Annotated in this window: 13 protein-coding genes and 2 pseudogenes; 1 reads left to right on the top strand and 14 read right to left on the bottom strand. The window is 67.9% G+C overall.

What is annotated here, in order from left to right; translation table 11 throughout:
* Positions 1-3 precede the first annotated feature (3 nt).
* The 13 genes and pseudogenes from ACFJI0_RS10470 to ACFJI0_RS10410 form a co-directional block, all read right to left on the bottom strand.
* A complete protein-coding gene (locus ACFJI0_RS10470; RefSeq protein ID WP_382158020.1) occupies positions 4-777 on the bottom strand; it encodes an ABC transporter ATP-binding protein in 774 nt (257 codons plus the stop codon).
* Positions 774-1,589: an ABC transporter ATP-binding protein gene (locus ACFJI0_RS10465; RefSeq protein ID WP_382324789.1), complete on the bottom strand. Its 816-nt coding sequence runs from the start codon at positions 1,587-1,589 to the stop codon at positions 774-776. The genes ACFJI0_RS10470 and ACFJI0_RS10465 overlap by 4 nt, the downstream gene beginning before the upstream one ends.
* Positions 1,586-2,662 carry a branched-chain amino acid ABC transporter permease gene (locus ACFJI0_RS10460; protein WP_382324787.1) on the bottom strand — a complete coding sequence of 359 codons (1,077 nt, stop codon included), beginning with the start codon at positions 2,660-2,662 and terminating at the stop codon, positions 1,586-1,588. The genes ACFJI0_RS10465 and ACFJI0_RS10460 overlap by 4 nt, the downstream gene beginning before the upstream one ends.
* A 10-nt stretch (positions 2,663-2,672) precedes the next feature.
* A complete protein-coding gene (locus ACFJI0_RS10455) occupies positions 2,673-3,548 on the bottom strand; it encodes a branched-chain amino acid ABC transporter permease (protein ID WP_382158026.1) in 876 nt (291 codons plus the stop codon).
* A gap of 595 nt (positions 3,549-4,143) precedes the next feature.
* Positions 4,144-5,310 (bottom strand): ABC transporter substrate-binding protein, encoded by a 1,167-nt coding sequence (locus ACFJI0_RS10450; RefSeq protein WP_382324785.1) that lies wholly within the window; start codon positions 5,308-5,310, stop codon positions 4,144-4,146.
* 36 nt (positions 5,311-5,346) lie between these two features.
* On the bottom strand, positions 5,347-5,928 hold the full coding sequence (locus ACFJI0_RS10445) for a branched-chain amino acid ABC transporter permease (RefSeq protein ID WP_382324783.1): 582 nt from the start codon (positions 5,926-5,928) through the stop codon (positions 5,347-5,349).
* Positions 5,929-6,043: 115 nt separating this feature from the next.
* A pseudogene (locus ACFJI0_RS10440) lies at positions 6,044-6,307 on the bottom strand (branched-chain amino acid ABC transporter permease); the annotation flags it as partial.
* 86 nt (positions 6,308-6,393) lie between these two features.
* Entirely contained in the window at positions 6,394-7,266 is an 873-nt protein-coding gene (locus tag ACFJI0_RS10435) for a branched-chain amino acid ABC transporter permease (protein ID WP_382324781.1), read from the bottom strand.
* The gene (locus ACFJI0_RS10430) at positions 7,263-9,125 is read right to left on the bottom strand and encodes an AMP-dependent synthetase/ligase (RefSeq protein ID WP_382324779.1); all 1,863 of its coding nucleotides are present in this window, start codon (positions 9,123-9,125) and stop codon (positions 7,263-7,265) included. Before ACFJI0_RS10430 ends, ACFJI0_RS10435 begins: the two co-directional genes overlap by 4 nt.
* On the bottom strand, positions 9,118-9,897 hold the full coding sequence (locus ACFJI0_RS10425; protein ID WP_382325598.1) for an ABC transporter ATP-binding protein: 780 nt from the start codon (positions 9,895-9,897) through the stop codon (positions 9,118-9,120). The genes ACFJI0_RS10430 and ACFJI0_RS10425 overlap by 8 nt, the downstream gene beginning before the upstream one ends.
* Entirely contained in the window at positions 9,894-10,223 is a 330-nt protein-coding gene (locus tag ACFJI0_RS10420; protein ID WP_382325933.1) for a hypothetical protein, read from the bottom strand. The genes ACFJI0_RS10425 and ACFJI0_RS10420 overlap by 4 nt, the downstream gene beginning before the upstream one ends.
* Before the next feature lie 76 nt (positions 10,224-10,299).
* Positions 10,300-10,746: pseudogene (locus tag ACFJI0_RS10415) on the bottom strand (ATP-binding cassette domain-containing protein); the annotation flags it as partial.
* Positions 10,747-10,877: 131 nt separating this feature from the next.
* On the bottom strand, positions 10,878-12,134 hold the full coding sequence (locus ACFJI0_RS10410) for an NAD(P)/FAD-dependent oxidoreductase (protein ID WP_382324777.1): 1,257 nt from the start codon (positions 12,132-12,134) through the stop codon (positions 10,878-10,880).
* Between the two features lie 116 nt (positions 12,135-12,250).
* Here ACFJI0_RS10410 and ACFJI0_RS10405 point away from each other — a divergent pair, with 116 nt between their 5' ends.
* On the top strand, positions 12,251-12,850 hold the full coding sequence (locus tag ACFJI0_RS10405) for a TetR/AcrR family transcriptional regulator (RefSeq protein WP_382324775.1): 600 nt from the start codon (positions 12,251-12,253) through the stop codon (positions 12,848-12,850).
* A gap of 14 nt (positions 12,851-12,864) precedes the next feature.
* Here ACFJI0_RS10405 and ACFJI0_RS10400 read toward each other — a convergent pair whose 3' ends face one another.
* Entirely contained in the window at positions 12,865-14,418 is a 1,554-nt protein-coding gene (locus ACFJI0_RS10400; protein ID WP_382324773.1) for a long-chain fatty acid--CoA ligase, read from the bottom strand.
* Positions 14,419-14,440 lie beyond the last annotated feature (22 nt).

Below are 14,440 nucleotides of genomic sequence, written 5' to 3'. Positions count from 1 at the left end.
GGGTTACCGCCAGTTCTTCTTTTTCTTCCAGCGCCGCTCGCCGCGCGCACCGGTTTCCTTCATGCCGAGGTAGAACTCCTTGATGTCGTCCTTCTCGCGCAGGTTCTCGCAGCTGTCGTCCATCACGATGCGGCCGTTCTCCAGCACGAAGCCGTGGTCGGCCACGTTGAGGGCCATGTTGGCGTTCTGCTCCACCAGCAGGATGGTGGTGCCGCGCTCGCGGTTGATGCGCACCACGATCTCGAAGATGTCCTTGGTGAGCTTCGGGCTCAGGCCCAGGCTGGGTTCGTCGAGCAGGATGAGCTTGGGGCCGGCGAGGATGGCGCGCGCGATCGCCAGCATCTGCTGCTGGCCGCCGGAAAGCAGGCCGGCGTCCTGCGCGGCGCGGTCCTTGAGGATCGGGAAGTAGCCGAACACGGTCTCCATGTCGCGCGCGATGCCGTCGCGGTCGCTGCGGGTGTAGGCGCCCATCAGCAGGTTGTCGCGCACCGAGAGCAGCGGGAACACCTCGCGCCCCTCGGGCACGTGCACCAATCCCTTGCGCACCACGTGCGTGGGATCGGCGGCGGTGATGTCCTCGCCCTCGAAGCGGATGCTGCCCTTGCGCGGATCGAGGATGCCGCTGATGGTCTTGAGGATGGTGGTCTTGCCCGCGCCGTTGGAGCCCAGCACGGTGACGATGCGCCCGGCGTGCACGCTCAGGCTCACGCCGCGCACCGCCTTCACCGGGCCGTAGGCGCTTTCCACGTTGTTCAGGGTGAGCACGGGTTCGCTCATGCCGACACCTCCGCCGGCCGGCGCAGCGAGGCCACGTCGCCCACGCTGCCGAGGTAGGCCTCCACCACCGCCGGGTGCGACTGCACCTCGGCCGGCGCGCCCAGCGCGATCACCTCGCCCTGGTTCATCGCGAGCACCCGGTCGGACACGCGCGAGACCAGGCCCATGTCGTGCTCGACCATCAGCACGGTGATGCCCAGGTCGCGCACGATGTCCTGGATCCAGAACGCCATGTCGCCGGTTTCCTCGCTGTTCAGGCCCGACGAGGGTTCGTCCAGCAGCAGCAGCTTCGGCGACATGCACAGCGCGCGCGCCAGCTCGACCACCTTGCGCACGCCGTAGGGCAGGCCCGCCACCAGCGAGTCCCGGTGGTGCTGCAGGTCCAGCATCTCGATCACCTCCTCCACCTTGGCACGGGTCTCCCGCTCGGCCGCGCGCACGCCGGGGCCGAACAGCGCTTCGCGCCAGACAGAGGTGCGGCGGCGGATGTGGCGGCCGATCAGCAGGTTCTGCAACACGGTCGCGTGCTCGAACAGCTCGATGTTCTGGAAGGTGCGCGCGATGCCCAGCAGGGCCACCTCGTGCGGCGGCACCGCATTCAGCGCCTGGCCGTCGAAGGCCAGCGTGCCCGTGGTGGGGGTGTAGATGCGGCTGATCAGGTTGAACACCGTGGTCTTGCCGGCGCCGTTGGGGCCGATCAGCGTGAAGACCTCGCCGCGCTTCACATCGAAGCTCACGTTGTTCACCGCCAGCACGCCGCCGAAGCGCACGCTCAGATTGCGGGCCGACAGCAGGAACTCGTTGTCGCTCATTTCAGCCGCTCCGATTTCTGGAAGCTCTTCTGGCGCTTGAACATGCCGCGCCGGTAGAACGGGTACAGCTCCAGCCAGGTGCGGATCTTCAGCCAGCGGCCGTGGATGCCCATGGGCTCGAACATCACGAAGGCGATCAGCACCAGGCCGTAGACCACGGCCTGCAGGCCGGTGGCCTGACCGATGGCGGGCGGCAGCAGGTCCTTGAACAGCGCGATCACCTGCGGCGCGCCGATCAGGAAGATGGCGCCGAAGAAGGCCCCGTGCATCGAGCCCAGGCCGCCGATGACCACCATGAGCAGCAGGTCGATGGACTGCACGAGGTTGAACTGGTCGGGCGAGATGAAGGTCATCTTGTGCGCGTACAGCGCGCCGCCCAGGCCGGCGAGCGCGGCCGAGATGGCGAAGGAGAGCGACTTGTAGCGCGCCAGGTGGATGCCCATGCTCTGCGCCGAGACCTCGGAGTCGCGGATCGCCACGAAAGCGCGGCCGGTGGGCGCGCGCAGCAGGTTGAGAACGGCCAGCGTGCTGAGCACCATGCAGACCAGGCAGACGAAGTAGAAGGCGCGGTCCGAGTCGAAGGTCCAGCCGAACAGGGCCATGGGCTTGACGCTCTGGCCCGCGCTGCCGCCGGTGACCGACTCCCAGCGCGCCAGCACCTCTTCGACGATGAAGCCGAAGGACAGCGTGGCGATGCCGAGGTACATGCCTTTGACGCGCAGCGCCGGCAGGCCGACGATCACGCCCACCGCCGCCGACAGGCCCATGGCGCAGGCCAGCGAGACCGGGAAAGGCCAGCCGCGCGCGGCCAGCCAGGCCTCGGTGTAGGCGCCCACGCCCATGAAGGCGGCGTGGCCGATGGAGAACTGCCCGGTGAAGCCGGCCAGCAGCATGAGGCCGACGGCGACGATGGCGTAGATGAAGACGAAGGTGAGCTGCGCGAGCCAGTAGTCGGGCAGCAGCCAGGGCGCGGCCAGCAGGGCCACGAACAGCAGGCCGTACCAGAAGCGCTGGCCTTCGTGGCGAACCAGGTCGATGTCCTGGTTGTAGGAGGTCTTGAAGATGAAACGCATGGGGCCGGCCTCAGACTTTTTTTCTGGCGCGTTCGCCGAACAGGCCGGTGGGGCGCACGGCGAGCATGATCAGCACGACCACGTAGGGCATCACGTCCTTGAAGCCTTCGGGCAGGAAGAAGCCCGAGAGCGCTTCCACCACGCCGATGACGAGGCCGCCGACGATGGCGCCGGGCAGGCTGCTGAAGCCGCCGATGATGGCGGCGGGAAAGGCCTTGAGGCCGATGAAGCCCATGTTGACGTGCACGAAGGTGATGGGCGCGAGCAGGATGCCGGCGACGGTGGCGACGGCGGCGGCGAGGGCCCAGACGAGGCCGTTGAGTTTCTGCACCGGGATGCCCATGTAGTAGGCGGCGAGCTGGTTCTGCGAGGAGGCCTGCATGGCGATGCCGACGCGGGTGAAGCGGAACAGCAGCCAGAGGCCGGCGCAGAGGGCGGCGGTGGCGGCGATGATGAGGACTTGTTCGCCGGCGAGCACGAGGCCGCCGAGTTCGAGGGCTTCGCCTTTGTAGGGGGCGTCGAGGGTGTGGGTGTCGGTGCCGATGCCGGGGATCATGGTGACGCCGCCGCGCGCGACGTAGCCGACGCCGATGGTGAGCATGACGATGGAGAAGGCGGGTTGGCCGAGCACGGGGCGGATGACGGCGCGTTCGAGGCCCAGGCCGACGAGGGCCATCGCGCTCACTGCTGTTATGGCGGCGAGCCAGAAGGGCATGCCGAGGGGGCCCATGCACGCGAGGCAGATGAAGGCGCCGAGCATCATGAGTTCGCCTTGGGCGAAGTTGACGGTTTCGGTGGCTTTGTAGATGAGGACGAAGCCGAGGGCGATGAGGCCGTAGACGCAGCCTAGCGCGATGCCTGCGACGAGGATTTGAAGGATGAGCAACTGGGTCTCCGTCGGCGGCCCTGCTGTGCTTTTTTGTCTGCGCACGCGGGGCATCGTTGTGGGCCCGCTCTTGTGCTGTGCGGGAGTTGCATGGATCGTAGGAAACGCAGGGCTTCGGAATATCGTCCTATCCGACGAATCCGTTTTTTGGTGCTCGGTGGTTGCTGGGTTGGACCTCGCGCTGACGGCTGGCGTGGTCCGCGTTCTCCGGCGCTGCTCGCGGGCGTCTGCACGGGTCCGCCTTCACCTCTTCGTCAACACCACCCCCTCACTCACCCTCCGTGGCAACCGCGAATGGGCGCCTGCGCCCGCGAACCCCACCATCCGTCGAGAGGGAGGGAATGGCATGCCATTCAAGTGAAACTTGAATTCAACCACTTGAATTGCCCTGCGCCACCACCATGCCACTGGGTCGATGGTGCGGGTGGCCGGGCGCAGGCGCCCATTCGCGGTTGCCACAGAGTGGGCGAGCCCGCCCCGTGTTCACGCGGGGGTATGAGCGCGCCCGGGCAGTCGCCCGCGAGCAGCGCCGGAGAACGGTCACCCGCACCAGCGGCCCCGAGCAAACCCAGGTGAGCAACCCAGGCGAGAAAAATTACTCGACAGCCTTGTAGGTAGAAGCGGCCGGATCAGCCTTCAGCAGAAAGAGCTTGGGCGCCGCCAGGTGGTTGGTCGCAGTAAACCCGATGGGCGTCATCGCCCCGGTATCCAGGTTGTTCACCTTGGCCAACTCGGCATTCGTGCAATCCCAGGTCAGCGCCTTGCCACAACGCCCCATCGCATCGAACAAAGCCCGCGTGGCCGAATAGCCGGTGTAGGTGTAGCGATTCACGCGGCCCATCTCCTCCGGACTCAGGTGCTTGCTGATCTTGTCGGTGAACGCCTTGCCCTGCGGCGAACTCTCCAGGTACACATAGTCCACCGTGTACACATTTTCCGCCGCGGCCCCCATCAACTTCGCACTCGCCGGCACACGCGACACATACGTCACACCCACCGGAATCTTGTGGTTGATGCGCTCCAGCTCCTTCACCATCGTCACGTTCTCACCCAGCACACCACCGGCCAGCAGGATCTCGGCACCGGACTGCTTCACCTTCAGGATCTCCGACGAAAAATCGGTCTGGCCCTTCTTGTAGATCTGGGTCGACACCACCTGCAGCTTCTTCGCCTTGGTCGCGCGCTCGAAACCGTCGCGCACGTTCTCGCCGTAGTCGTCGTCCTGCGAGATCAGGGCCCACTTCTTGCCCGGGTACCGGTCGGCCATGCGGGCGGCCAGCTCTTCCACCGCGTTGGACATGTCGTAACCGACCGCGAACACGTTCTTGATCGTCGGCTTGTACAGGCCTTCGTAGGTGGTGATGGGCGCCATCGCCGGCAGGCCGGCCTGCTGGATCAGCGGCATCGCGGCCTGGGCCTGGGCCGTGCCGGAAACCGAGGTCAGCGCGAACACCTTGTCGCTGTTGATCAGCTTGCGCACACCCTGGATGGTGCGCGAGGGCACGTAACCGTCGTCTTCGGAGATCAGGCGCAGCTTGCGGCCGTGGATGCCGCCGGCGGCGTTGGCTTCGGCGATGGCCGCCTTCACGCCCAGGTTGTGCGCCACGCCCAGCAGCGCGGGTGGGCCGGTCAACGGCAGGATGTCGCCGAGCACGATCTCGGTGTCGGTCACGCCCTGCTGTTGGGCCTGCGCGGTGGCGCAGGCGCCAGCGGTGAGCAGCGCAAGCGCCGCGAGTTGGGTGAGGCTGTGCTTTTTCATCATGGTGTTGTCTCCGGTGGTTGGGGTGAGAGGGTCAGGTCAGTAACGCAAGGGCCAGAACACCCAGGTGTGGCGGATGTCGTGCCAGATGCCGCGCAGGCCGCGTGGGTCGAAGCGCAGAAAACCGATGATGGCCAGGCCGTAGAGCACGCTCTTGACCTCGTGCGCGCTGGTGGTCATCACGTCCTGCAGGCGCCCGCCGAGCAGTTGCACCAGCGAGCTGAAGACCTCGGGCAGCGTCACGATGAAGACCGTGCCCAGCACCGCGCCGAGCACCGAGCCCAGGCCGCCGACGATGATGATGGCCAGCGCCTCGATGGACAGCAGGAAGGGGAACGCTTCGACGCTGACGATGCTCAGGTACATGCCCATGATGGCGCCGGCCACGCCAGTGAGCGCGGCACTGATCAGGAAGGCCAGCAGCTTGTAGCGCACCAGGTTGATGCCCATGGTGCGCGCGGCGATGTCGTTGTCGCGCAGCGCCACCAGCGCCCGGCCCAGCACCGAGCGGCGCAGGTTGAGCGTGACCAGCACGGCCAGCGTGCACATGAAGAGGCAGAACCAGTAGAAGGCGCGGTCGCTGGAGAGGTCGAAGCCGAACATCGTCGGCCGCATCACCATGATGCCCCGCCCTGCCCCGGTGAACTTGCCGCCGGCCAGGATGCCGGTGCGCAGCGATGTGGCTGAAGGCCAGCGTGGTGATCGCCAGGTACAGGCCGTGCAGGCGCAGCGAGGGCAGACCCACCAGCAGGCCGAAGAAGGCCGGCACCACCGCCGCCGCCAGCAGCGCCAGCTCGGGTGGCAGGCCCAGGCGCGTGACGCCGATGGCGTACGAGTACGCCCCCAGCATCAGAAAGCCCACGTGGCCGAGCGAGATCAGACCCGCGAACCCGGTGAGCACCGTCAGGCCCAGCACCCCGATCAGGGTGAACAGGATGATGGTCACGTGCGAGAGCGCGAAGTTGCCGAGCAGGAAGGGCGCCGCGATCAGCGCCACCATCAGGACCGCGACCCACGCCTTCACCACGGGCGAGTCCGTCAGGACGACCAGCCCGCTGTAGTGCTCCTTGAAGTATCCGCTGCGCATCAGACTCTCTCGATTCGTTTTTCGCCAAACAGCCCGAAGGGCCGCACCATGAGCACCACGAGGATCAGCATGAAGCCCGCGATCTCCTTGAGGGAACTCGACAGGTAGCCACCCGTCATGTTCTCGAGCACGCCGATGATCAGACCGCTCACGCCCGAGCCCAGCACCGAGTCGAAGCCGCCCAGCACCGTGGCCGGGAAGGCCTTGAGGCCGAGTTCGTAGATCGTGGGCGTGAGGCCGTAGATCACCGCGAACAGCGCGCCGGCCAGGCCCGCCAGCGCCGATGCCGAAGCCCAGGCCACGGCCTGCACGCGCGCGGTGGACACGCCCATGAGGCGCGCCGTCTTCTCGTCGGCGGCCACGGCGCGCATCGCCACGCCGAAGCGGCTGTGGCCCAGGAAGTACCAGAAGCCCGCCACCGCCAGCACCAGGGCACCGAGCACGCCGAGCTGGCTCACGCGCAGGCCGATGCCGCCCAGGCTCACGAGGTCGTCCGCGCCCGCCACCTCGAACTTGTGCGGCGAGGCGCCCCAGACGATGGTGACGATGGAGCGCAGCACCACCGCCAGACCGACCGTGACCAGCACCACCGAGAGCACCGGCTCGCCCAGCATGGGCCGCATGATCAGGCGCTCGCACAGCAGGCCCAGCACCGCGCCGACCACGATGGCCAGCGCCACCGTGGCCAGGCTGCCGGTGCCCAGCATGGTCGCGAGCGACCAGGTGGTGTAGGCGCTGAGCATGCCCATCTCGCCCTGGGCGAAGTTGACGATGCCGGTGGCCTTGTAGATCACGGCGAAGCCCATCGCCACCAGGCCGTAGATCGCGCCGACCGCGAGGCCGGAGACCAGCAGTTCAATGAAGTAGTTCATGGCGCGCTCCCATAGATGATCTCGAGCTCGCGAGCGAACTTCTTGTTGATGAGGCCCCGGCGCACCTTCTGCGTCGCGGTGAGTTCGCCGTCGTCGTGGTCGAGCTCCTTTTCGAGCAGCACGAACCTGCGCACGTTCTCCACGCGGGCGAAGCGCGAGTTGACCTCGTCGATCACGCCCTGCACCAGCTCGATGACCTCGGGCAGCAGGGTGAGCGACTTGTAGGTCGTGTACTGCAGGTCGCGCTCGGCGGCCCAGCGGCCCACGGTGTCGAAGTCGATCTGCAGCAGGCCGCCGAGGAACTTCTTGCCCTCCCCCACCACGATGGCTTCGCGCACGTAAGGGCTGTCCTTGATCGCGTTCTCGATCTCCGAGGGCGCGATGTTCTTGCCGCCGCTGGTGATGATGATGGCCTTCTTGCGGTCCACCACCGCGATCTCGCCCTCGCCGTGTTGCTCCACGATGTCGCCGGTGGCGATCCAGCCGTCGGCCGAGAGGATGTCGGCCGTGCCCTTGTCGTCGAACAGGTAGCCCTTGAACACGCCGGGCGAGCGCACGAAGACTTCCTTGTCGTCACCCAGCCGCCACTCCACGCCTTCCATGGCCGGGCCGCAGCTGCCCCGGATGAAGGGCCGCCCCGGCACTTGCACGAAGGCCAGGCCGCCGGCCTCGGTGAGGCCGTAGCCCTGCCCCACTGGCAGGCCGATGATGTCGAAGAACTTCAGCGTCTCGGGCGAGACCGAGGCACCGCCGCACATGCGGGTGTGCGTGCGGTTCAGGCCCATGTGGCGCTGCATGTTGCGGAACAGCAGCAGGTACCAGAAGCCGAACTCGAGCCGGTCGCCCAGGCCCTGGAGGTGGCCGTGTTCGGCCCGGCGGTCCGACAGCGCGCGCCCGCGCTTCATGCCCACCCGGTAGAGCCAGCGCTGCGCGCGCCCGCTGTCCTTCATGCGGAACTCGAAGCCCTGCTGCAGCTTTTCCCAGATGCGCGGCACGCCCAGGAAAAAGGTCGGGCCGATCTCGCGGATGTTGGTGCGCACGGTGTCGACCGACTCCGCGAAGTTGATGCAGCCGCCCGAGATCAGGTGCTGCACCGTGGAGTAGGTGCGCTCGGCCACGTGGCACAGCGGCAGGTAGCAGACCGACTCGAAGGGCTTGTCCGCCATCTGGCGCGCCACCATGTAGGCGTAGGCGCCGTAGACGAAGTTGCGGTGCGTGAGCATCGCGCCCTTGGGCGGGCCGGTGGTGCCGGAGGTGTAGACCAGGATGTTGACGTCGTCGGGCACCAGGGCGTCGATCTGCCCGTCCAGCCGCTGCTCGGCCAGCGGGTCTTCGGCCACCAGCTGATCGCCGAGTTCGAGCAGGTGCGTGAACGCGTGCGGGCGGCCGGGCTCGTAGCGGCGCAGGCCCTTCATGTCGACGCAGAAGATGTGCCGCAGGTGCGGCAGGCCGGGGCCTTCGCGCATCGCGTCGAGCACCTTGTCGGTCTGCTCCTGGTCGCCCGTCACGGCCAGTTTCGCCTGGCAGTGGCCGGCGATGTACTGCACCTCGGCCCAGGGGTTGGTGGGGTAGATGCCGACCACCTGCACGCCGATCATCTGCGCGCCCAGGTCGGCGTAGAACCACTCGGGCACGTCCTCGGCCGCGATGATGATGCGGTCGCCGCGTTGCAAGCCGAGCTTGGTGAGGCCGTGCGCGACGCGGCGCGCGGCCTGGTAGTACTCGAGCCAGGTGCGGCCCTGCCAGATGCCGTGGATCTTCTCGCGCAGCGCCACCTGGGCGCCGCGCTCCTGCGCGCGCTGGCGCAGCAGGCCGGGCAGCGTGGTCTCGCCGCGAATGAGCTGGTTGTGGTCAAGCATGTGCCGCCTCCCCGCCCAGGTAGGCCTGCAGCACCGCCGGGTTGGCGGCCACCTCGGCCGGTGTGCCTTCGGCGATCAGCATGCCGAAGTCCAGCACGTAGACGCGGTCCGACAGGTCCATCACCACCTGCATGTCGTGTTCGATCATCAGCACCGCCACCCCGAATTCGTCCCGGATGTCGAGCGTGAAACGCGCGATGTCCTCTTTCTCCTCGCGGTTCATGCCCGCGACGATCTCGTCGAGCAGCAGCAGGCTGGGCTCGCAGGCCAGCGCCCGCCCGAGCTCCACGCGCTTCTGCTGGCCGTAGGCCAGTTGCGAGACCGGCTTGTCGCGCAATTCCTCGATCTCCAGGAACTCGATGATTTCCTCGACCTTGCGCCGCGCCGCGATTTCCTCGCGGCGGGGCCGGCCCCAGAACATCAGCGACTCCAGCACCGTGTAGTTGAAGTGCACATGGCGGCCGGTGAGCAGGTTCTCCACCACCGTGCCGTGCTTGAACAGCGCCAGGTTCTGGAAGGTGCGGCCGATGCCGGCGCGCGCGTAGTCGGACGAGCGCAGGCGCGCCGTGTCCTGGCCCTGGAAGAACACCTGGCCGGCGCTGAGGTCGAGCACGCCGCTGATCAGGTTGAAGGTGGTGGTCTTGCCCGCGCCGTTGGGGCCGATCAGGCTGACGATCTCGCCCGGCATCACGCGCAGGCTCACGTTGTTGACCGCGGTGACGCCGCCGAATTTTTTCGTCGCGCCGCGCACGTCGAGAATGGGATCGCTCATGACAGCCACCTCTTGCGGCGCTTGTAGTGTTTGACATCGCGCATGCTGGTGCGGCCCTGGGCCGCGCTCAGGCCGAGGTAGAACTCGCGCACGTCGGCGTTGCGGCGCAGGGCCTCGCTGGTGCCGTCGAGCACCACGCGGCCGTTTTCCATGATGTAGGCGTAGTCGGCGATCGCCAGCGCGCGCGTGGCGTTCTGCTCCACCAGCAGGATGGTCAGGCCGTTCTGGTCGCGCAGGGTTTCGATGGCCGAGAAGATCTCGGAGACGATCAGCGGCGCCAGGCCCAGCGAGGGTTCGTCGAGCGCGAGCACCTTGGGCCGGCTCATGAGCGCGCGCCCGATGCGCCACCATCTGCTGCTCGCCACCCGAGAGGTAGCCCGCGATCACACCGCGTTTTTCCAGCAGGCGCGGGAACAGGCGGAACACGTTCTCGCGCTCCTCGTCCAGCACCTGGCGGCTCTGCAGGTGCGCGCCGACCAGCAGGTTTTCTTCCACCGTGAGCGTGGCGAACAGGCGCCGGCCTTCGGGCACCTGCACAAGGCCCCGGCGCACGATCTCGGGCGCGGCGGCTTTTTCGATGTGCTGGCCGAAGAGCTGGATCGAGCCCTTCTCGATCTCGCCGTCCTCGGCATCGAGCACGGCCGAGATGGCCTTGAGCACGGTCGACTTGCCCGCGCCGTTGGAACCGAGCAGCGCCACGATCTGGCCGGCCTGCACTTCCAGCGAGACGTCGCGCACCGCCTCGATGGCGCCGCCATAGACGATCTGGATGTTGTGAACCGCCAGCACGGAGGCCTGGGCGGGCGCCGTCCCCGGGGGCGGGGCGGCGGCGGTGGATGGAAGCGACATGGGGCTGTGTGTGTCTCGAGGTCGTTGCGGTATCGGCGAAGGCGGTCGGGATTTGATAATTAGTCCGTCGCGTCGGTCTTTGATTGGGGCGATTATGGGGTGGTGACCTGTCGCGCGCCCTAGGACAAACCCTAGGCCGGCGCGGCGGTCGCCAGCAGCTCTTTCAGGGGGATGCCGGTGTCGGCCAGGGCCAGGGGATCGGCCAGCACGCCGGCCGCCACGGCCTTCTTGGCGAGCATGAAATCGGCCGGCCGGTTGACGGCGTCGACCGCGATCAGGCGGCCCTCGCGCAGGTAGAAAGCGCAGAAGCTGTGGTCCACGAAGGAGCCGCGCACCACGCACTGGTCGTGCCCGTCGGCCAGGCCGGTCATCTGCAGTTTCAGGTCGTACTGGTCGGACCAGAACCACGGCACCGCGTGGTTGGGCCGGGGCTTGCCGCACAGCCAGCCGGCAGCCGAGCGCGCCTGCTCCAGCGCGTTGGGCACCGACTCCAGGCGCACGCGCCGGCCGTAGAGCGCGCTGTCGTGCACCGTGCAGTCGCCGGCCGCGACGATGTGAGGATCGGAGGTGACCGAGTGCGCGTCCACCACGATGCCTCCCTCCACGCGCAGGCCCGCCGCTTCGGCCAATGCCGTGTCGGCCAACATGCCGATGCCCACGATCACCACGTCGGCCGGCAGGCGTTCGTCGTCGCCGCAGAGCACGGCGCTCACCGCGCCGGTGGCATCGCGCTCGATCGCGCGCACCGAGGCATTGGTGCGCAGGTCCACGCCGGCCTCGCGGTGCACCGATTCGTAGAAGCTGGAGAGCGTGGCGCCGGTCACCCGCGCGAGCACGCGCGGCTGCGATTCGAGCACCGTCACGCCCGCGCCGAGCTTGCGCGCCGAGGCCGCGACCTCCAGGCCCACATAACCCGCGCCGACGATGACCACGCGCGCGCCTTCGCGCACCGCCCCGGCGATCGCCAGCGCATCGGCCTGCGTGCGCAGGCTGAACAGGTTGGGCGGCGGCGCGCCCTCCAGGCCCGGCACCTCGAGCGCGCGCGCCCGGCCGCCGGTGCACAGCGCGAGCCTGCTGTAGGCCAGCGCGCTGCCGTCGGCCAGAAGCACCTCGTGCGCGGCGCGGTGAATGGCGCGCACCTTCGTGCCCAGCCGCAGCGTGATGGCCGCCGTGTCGAAGGCCGTGGCCTGGCGCAGCGCGAGCGAGGCCGCGTCGGCCGTGCCGCAGAGAAAGGCCTTGGAGAGCGGCGGCCGGTGGTACGGCAGGTGCGGCTCTTCGCCCAGCAGCACGATGGGGCCGGCCCAGCCCTGCTGGCGCGCGGCGAAGGCCAGTTCCACACCGGCGTGGCCCGCGCCGATGACGATCAATGTCTCTTCTGTGTGATCCATGCTTTCCCTATGGTGTGTCTGGGGCATTGGGCTTATAGTCCGTCTCGTCGGTCTAAATATAAAAGGGAACAGAGGAACATGCAACAGGTCACCACCCGGCCCAGGGGGCATTCCAGATGACGCGCGTGCGGGCCAACGACTACGAGCTGAAGAAGCAGGTCATCCTCGACAGCGCGGTCGCGCTGATCGCGCAGAAAGGCTTCGACCACGCGACCATGAGCGACGTGGCCGCCGCGTGCGGCGCCTCGAAATCGCACCTGTACCACTACTTCGCGAGCAAGGAAGACCTGCTCTACGCGATCGTGAAGGAGCACATCACCGGACAGGTGGCCGAGCTCTCGGCCATCGCGCGCGAGCCGCGCCCGGCGGCGGAGCGCTTCCAGCGCTTCGTGGCCTCGTTCGTGCAGGAAGGGGCGAAGTCGCGCCACCACCACCTGGTGCTGATGAACGACATCAAGTTCCTGCCGCCGGTGCAGCGCGAGGACGTGCGCAAGCTGGAGCAGGAACTGATGCAGCTGATGGTTGGCCTGCTGCGCGAGATCAACCCCGCCCGCATGGCGCGCGCCGAGGTGAACTCGCCCTACGCCCTGCTGCTGTTCGGCATGGTGATCTGGACCTTCACCTGGTACGAGCGCGACGGCCCGATCACGCCCGCCGAGCTGGCCGAGCGCATCTCGGCCCTGTTCCTCGACGGCTTTCGCTGCGGCGGCGGCTGAAGCCGCCCGCTCACTCAGTTCACCGACTTGCTCTTGCCGCGCCAGAACGGCTCGCGCAGCACGTTCTTCATGATCTTGCCCGCGCCCGAGAGCGGCAGCGCGTCGCTGAAGTCCACCGAGCGCGGCACCTTGTAGCCCGCGATCAGCGTGCGGCAGTGGTCGATGATCTCCTTCGCGCTGGCGCTCTGCCCGTCCTTGAGCACCACCACCGCGTGCACCGACTCGCCCCACTCCGCGTTGGGGATGCCGATCACGGCGCAGTCGCGCACCGCCGGGTGCGCGTGCACCGCGTTCTCGACCTCGCGCGAGTAGATGTTCTCGCCGCCGCTGATGATCATGTCCTTCACACGGTCGACGATGTAGACGAAACCATCCTCGTCCATGTAGGCCGCGTCACCGGTGTGCAGCCAGCCTTGGCGCAGCGCGGCGGCGGTGGCCTCGGGCTTGCGCCAGTAGCCGATCATCACCTGCGCGCCGCGCACCGCGATTTCGCCGTGGGTGCCGCGCGGGACTTCCTGGCCGTCCTCGTCCACAATGCGCACGTCCACCCCGTAGGCGGCGCGGCCGGCGGCCAGGCGCTTGCTGGGCATGCCGGGCTGGTCGAAGTGGTAGCGCCAGGGCAGGCTCACGGTGAGCGCGGCCGACTCGGTCATGCCATAGCCCTGGATGAACTCCCACGTGGGCAGCTTCTCCATGGCGGCGGCCAGCACCGGCACCGGCATGGGCGAGGCGCCGTACTCGCAGTAGCGCACGCTGGTGAGGTCGTAGCGGGCGAAGTCCGGGTGGTTGATCATCATGTTCACCATGGTCGGCACGAACAGGCAGTAGTTCACCTGGTGCGTCTGGATGGCCTCGAAGGCCAGCACGGCGTCGAACTTGGGCAGGCACACGTGGGTGCCGCCGGCCAGCGTGAGCGCGATGGCCGGCGAGCAGCCCGCCAGGTGGAACAGGCCAGCCGAGTGCATGTAGACCGTGTCCTCGCTGAAGTGCAGCGTGGCGATCCAGTTCACCGAGGCCGAGATGAAGTTCTTGTGCGAGAGCATCACGCCCTTGGGGTGGCCGGTGGTGCCGCCGGTGTAGTAGATGCCGCAGAGCTCGTCGCCCTGGCCGCACTCGTCGGCCATGGGCGGCGTGGCCGCGATCAGGGCTTCGTAGCCCTGCATGCCCTCGGGCGTGGCGCCCTCCCCCGCGTGGATCACGTGCGCCATCGCGTGGCCCGCGAGCAGCTGCGGCACCTGGGCCACGAAGGCGTCGTCCACGATCAAGGCCTGGCACTGCGCGTCGCCCAGGGTGTAGATGTTCTCGGGCACGGCCCAGCGCGTGTTCAGCGGCACCAGCACCACGTTGGCCCAGGCGGCGGCGAAGAAGATCTCGATGTAGTTGTCGCTGTTGAGCGCGAGGATGCCGAGCCGGTCGCCGGGCCGCAGGCCCAGGGCGCGCAAGGCGGCGGCGGCGCGCGGCACGCGCTCGCCGACCTGGGCCCAGCTGCGTTGTCGGCCCGCGAAAATCGTGGCGGTGTGGTGGCGCCGGGTCTGCACGGCGCGTGCCAGGGCCTGGGTCATCTGCATGGTGGATACGTCTCCTGCGTGT

It is taken from the genome of Hydrogenophaga sp. UC242_53, from assembly GCF_042696965.1.
Classification (GTDB): Bacteria; Pseudomonadota; Gammaproteobacteria; order Burkholderiales; family Burkholderiaceae_C; genus Hydrogenophaga.
This window is presented reverse-complemented; position numbering and strand designations above follow the sequence as displayed.

Coding starts and splice junctions, on each gene's coding strand:
- ACFJI0_RS10470 (WP_382158020.1), bottom strand. CDS start 777: ATGAGCGAACCCGTGCTCACCCTGAACAACGTGGAAAGCGCCTACGGC.
- ACFJI0_RS10465 (WP_382324789.1), bottom strand. CDS start 1,589: ATGAGCGACAACGAGTTCCTGCTGTCGGCCCGCAATCTGAGCGTGCGC.
- ACFJI0_RS10460 (WP_382324787.1), bottom strand. CDS start 2,662: ATGCGTTTCATCTTCAAGACCTCCTACAACCAGGACATCGACCTGGTT.
- ACFJI0_RS10450 (WP_382324785.1), bottom strand. CDS start 5,310: ATGATGAAAAAGCACAGCCTCACCCAACTCGCGGCGCTTGCGCTGCTC.
- ACFJI0_RS10445 (WP_382324783.1), bottom strand. CDS start 5,928: ATGGTGATGCGGCCGACGATGTTCGGCTTCGACCTCTCCAGCGACCGC.
- ACFJI0_RS10435 (WP_382324781.1), bottom strand. CDS start 7,266: ATGAACTACTTCATTGAACTGCTGGTCTCCGGCCTCGCGGTCGGCGCG.
- ACFJI0_RS10430 (WP_382324779.1), bottom strand. CDS start 9,125: ATGCTTGACCACAACCAGCTCATTCGCGGCGAGACCACGCTGCCCGGC.
- ACFJI0_RS10425 (WP_382325598.1), bottom strand. CDS start 9,897: ATGAGCGATCCCATTCTCGACGTGCGCGGCGCGACGAAAAAATTCGGC.
- ACFJI0_RS10420 (WP_382325933.1), bottom strand. CDS start 10,223: ATGAGCCGGCCCAAGGTGCTCGCGCTCGACGAACCCTCGCTGGGCCTG.
- ACFJI0_RS10410 (WP_382324777.1), bottom strand. CDS start 12,134: ATGGATCACACAGAAGAGACATTGATCGTCATCGGCGCGGGCCACGCC.
- ACFJI0_RS10405 (WP_382324775.1), top strand. CDS start 12,251: ATGACGCGCGTGCGGGCCAACGACTACGAGCTGAAGAAGCAGGTCATC.
- ACFJI0_RS10400 (WP_382324773.1), bottom strand. CDS start 14,418: ATGCAGATGACCCAGGCCCTGGCACGCGCCGTGCAGACCCGGCGCCAC.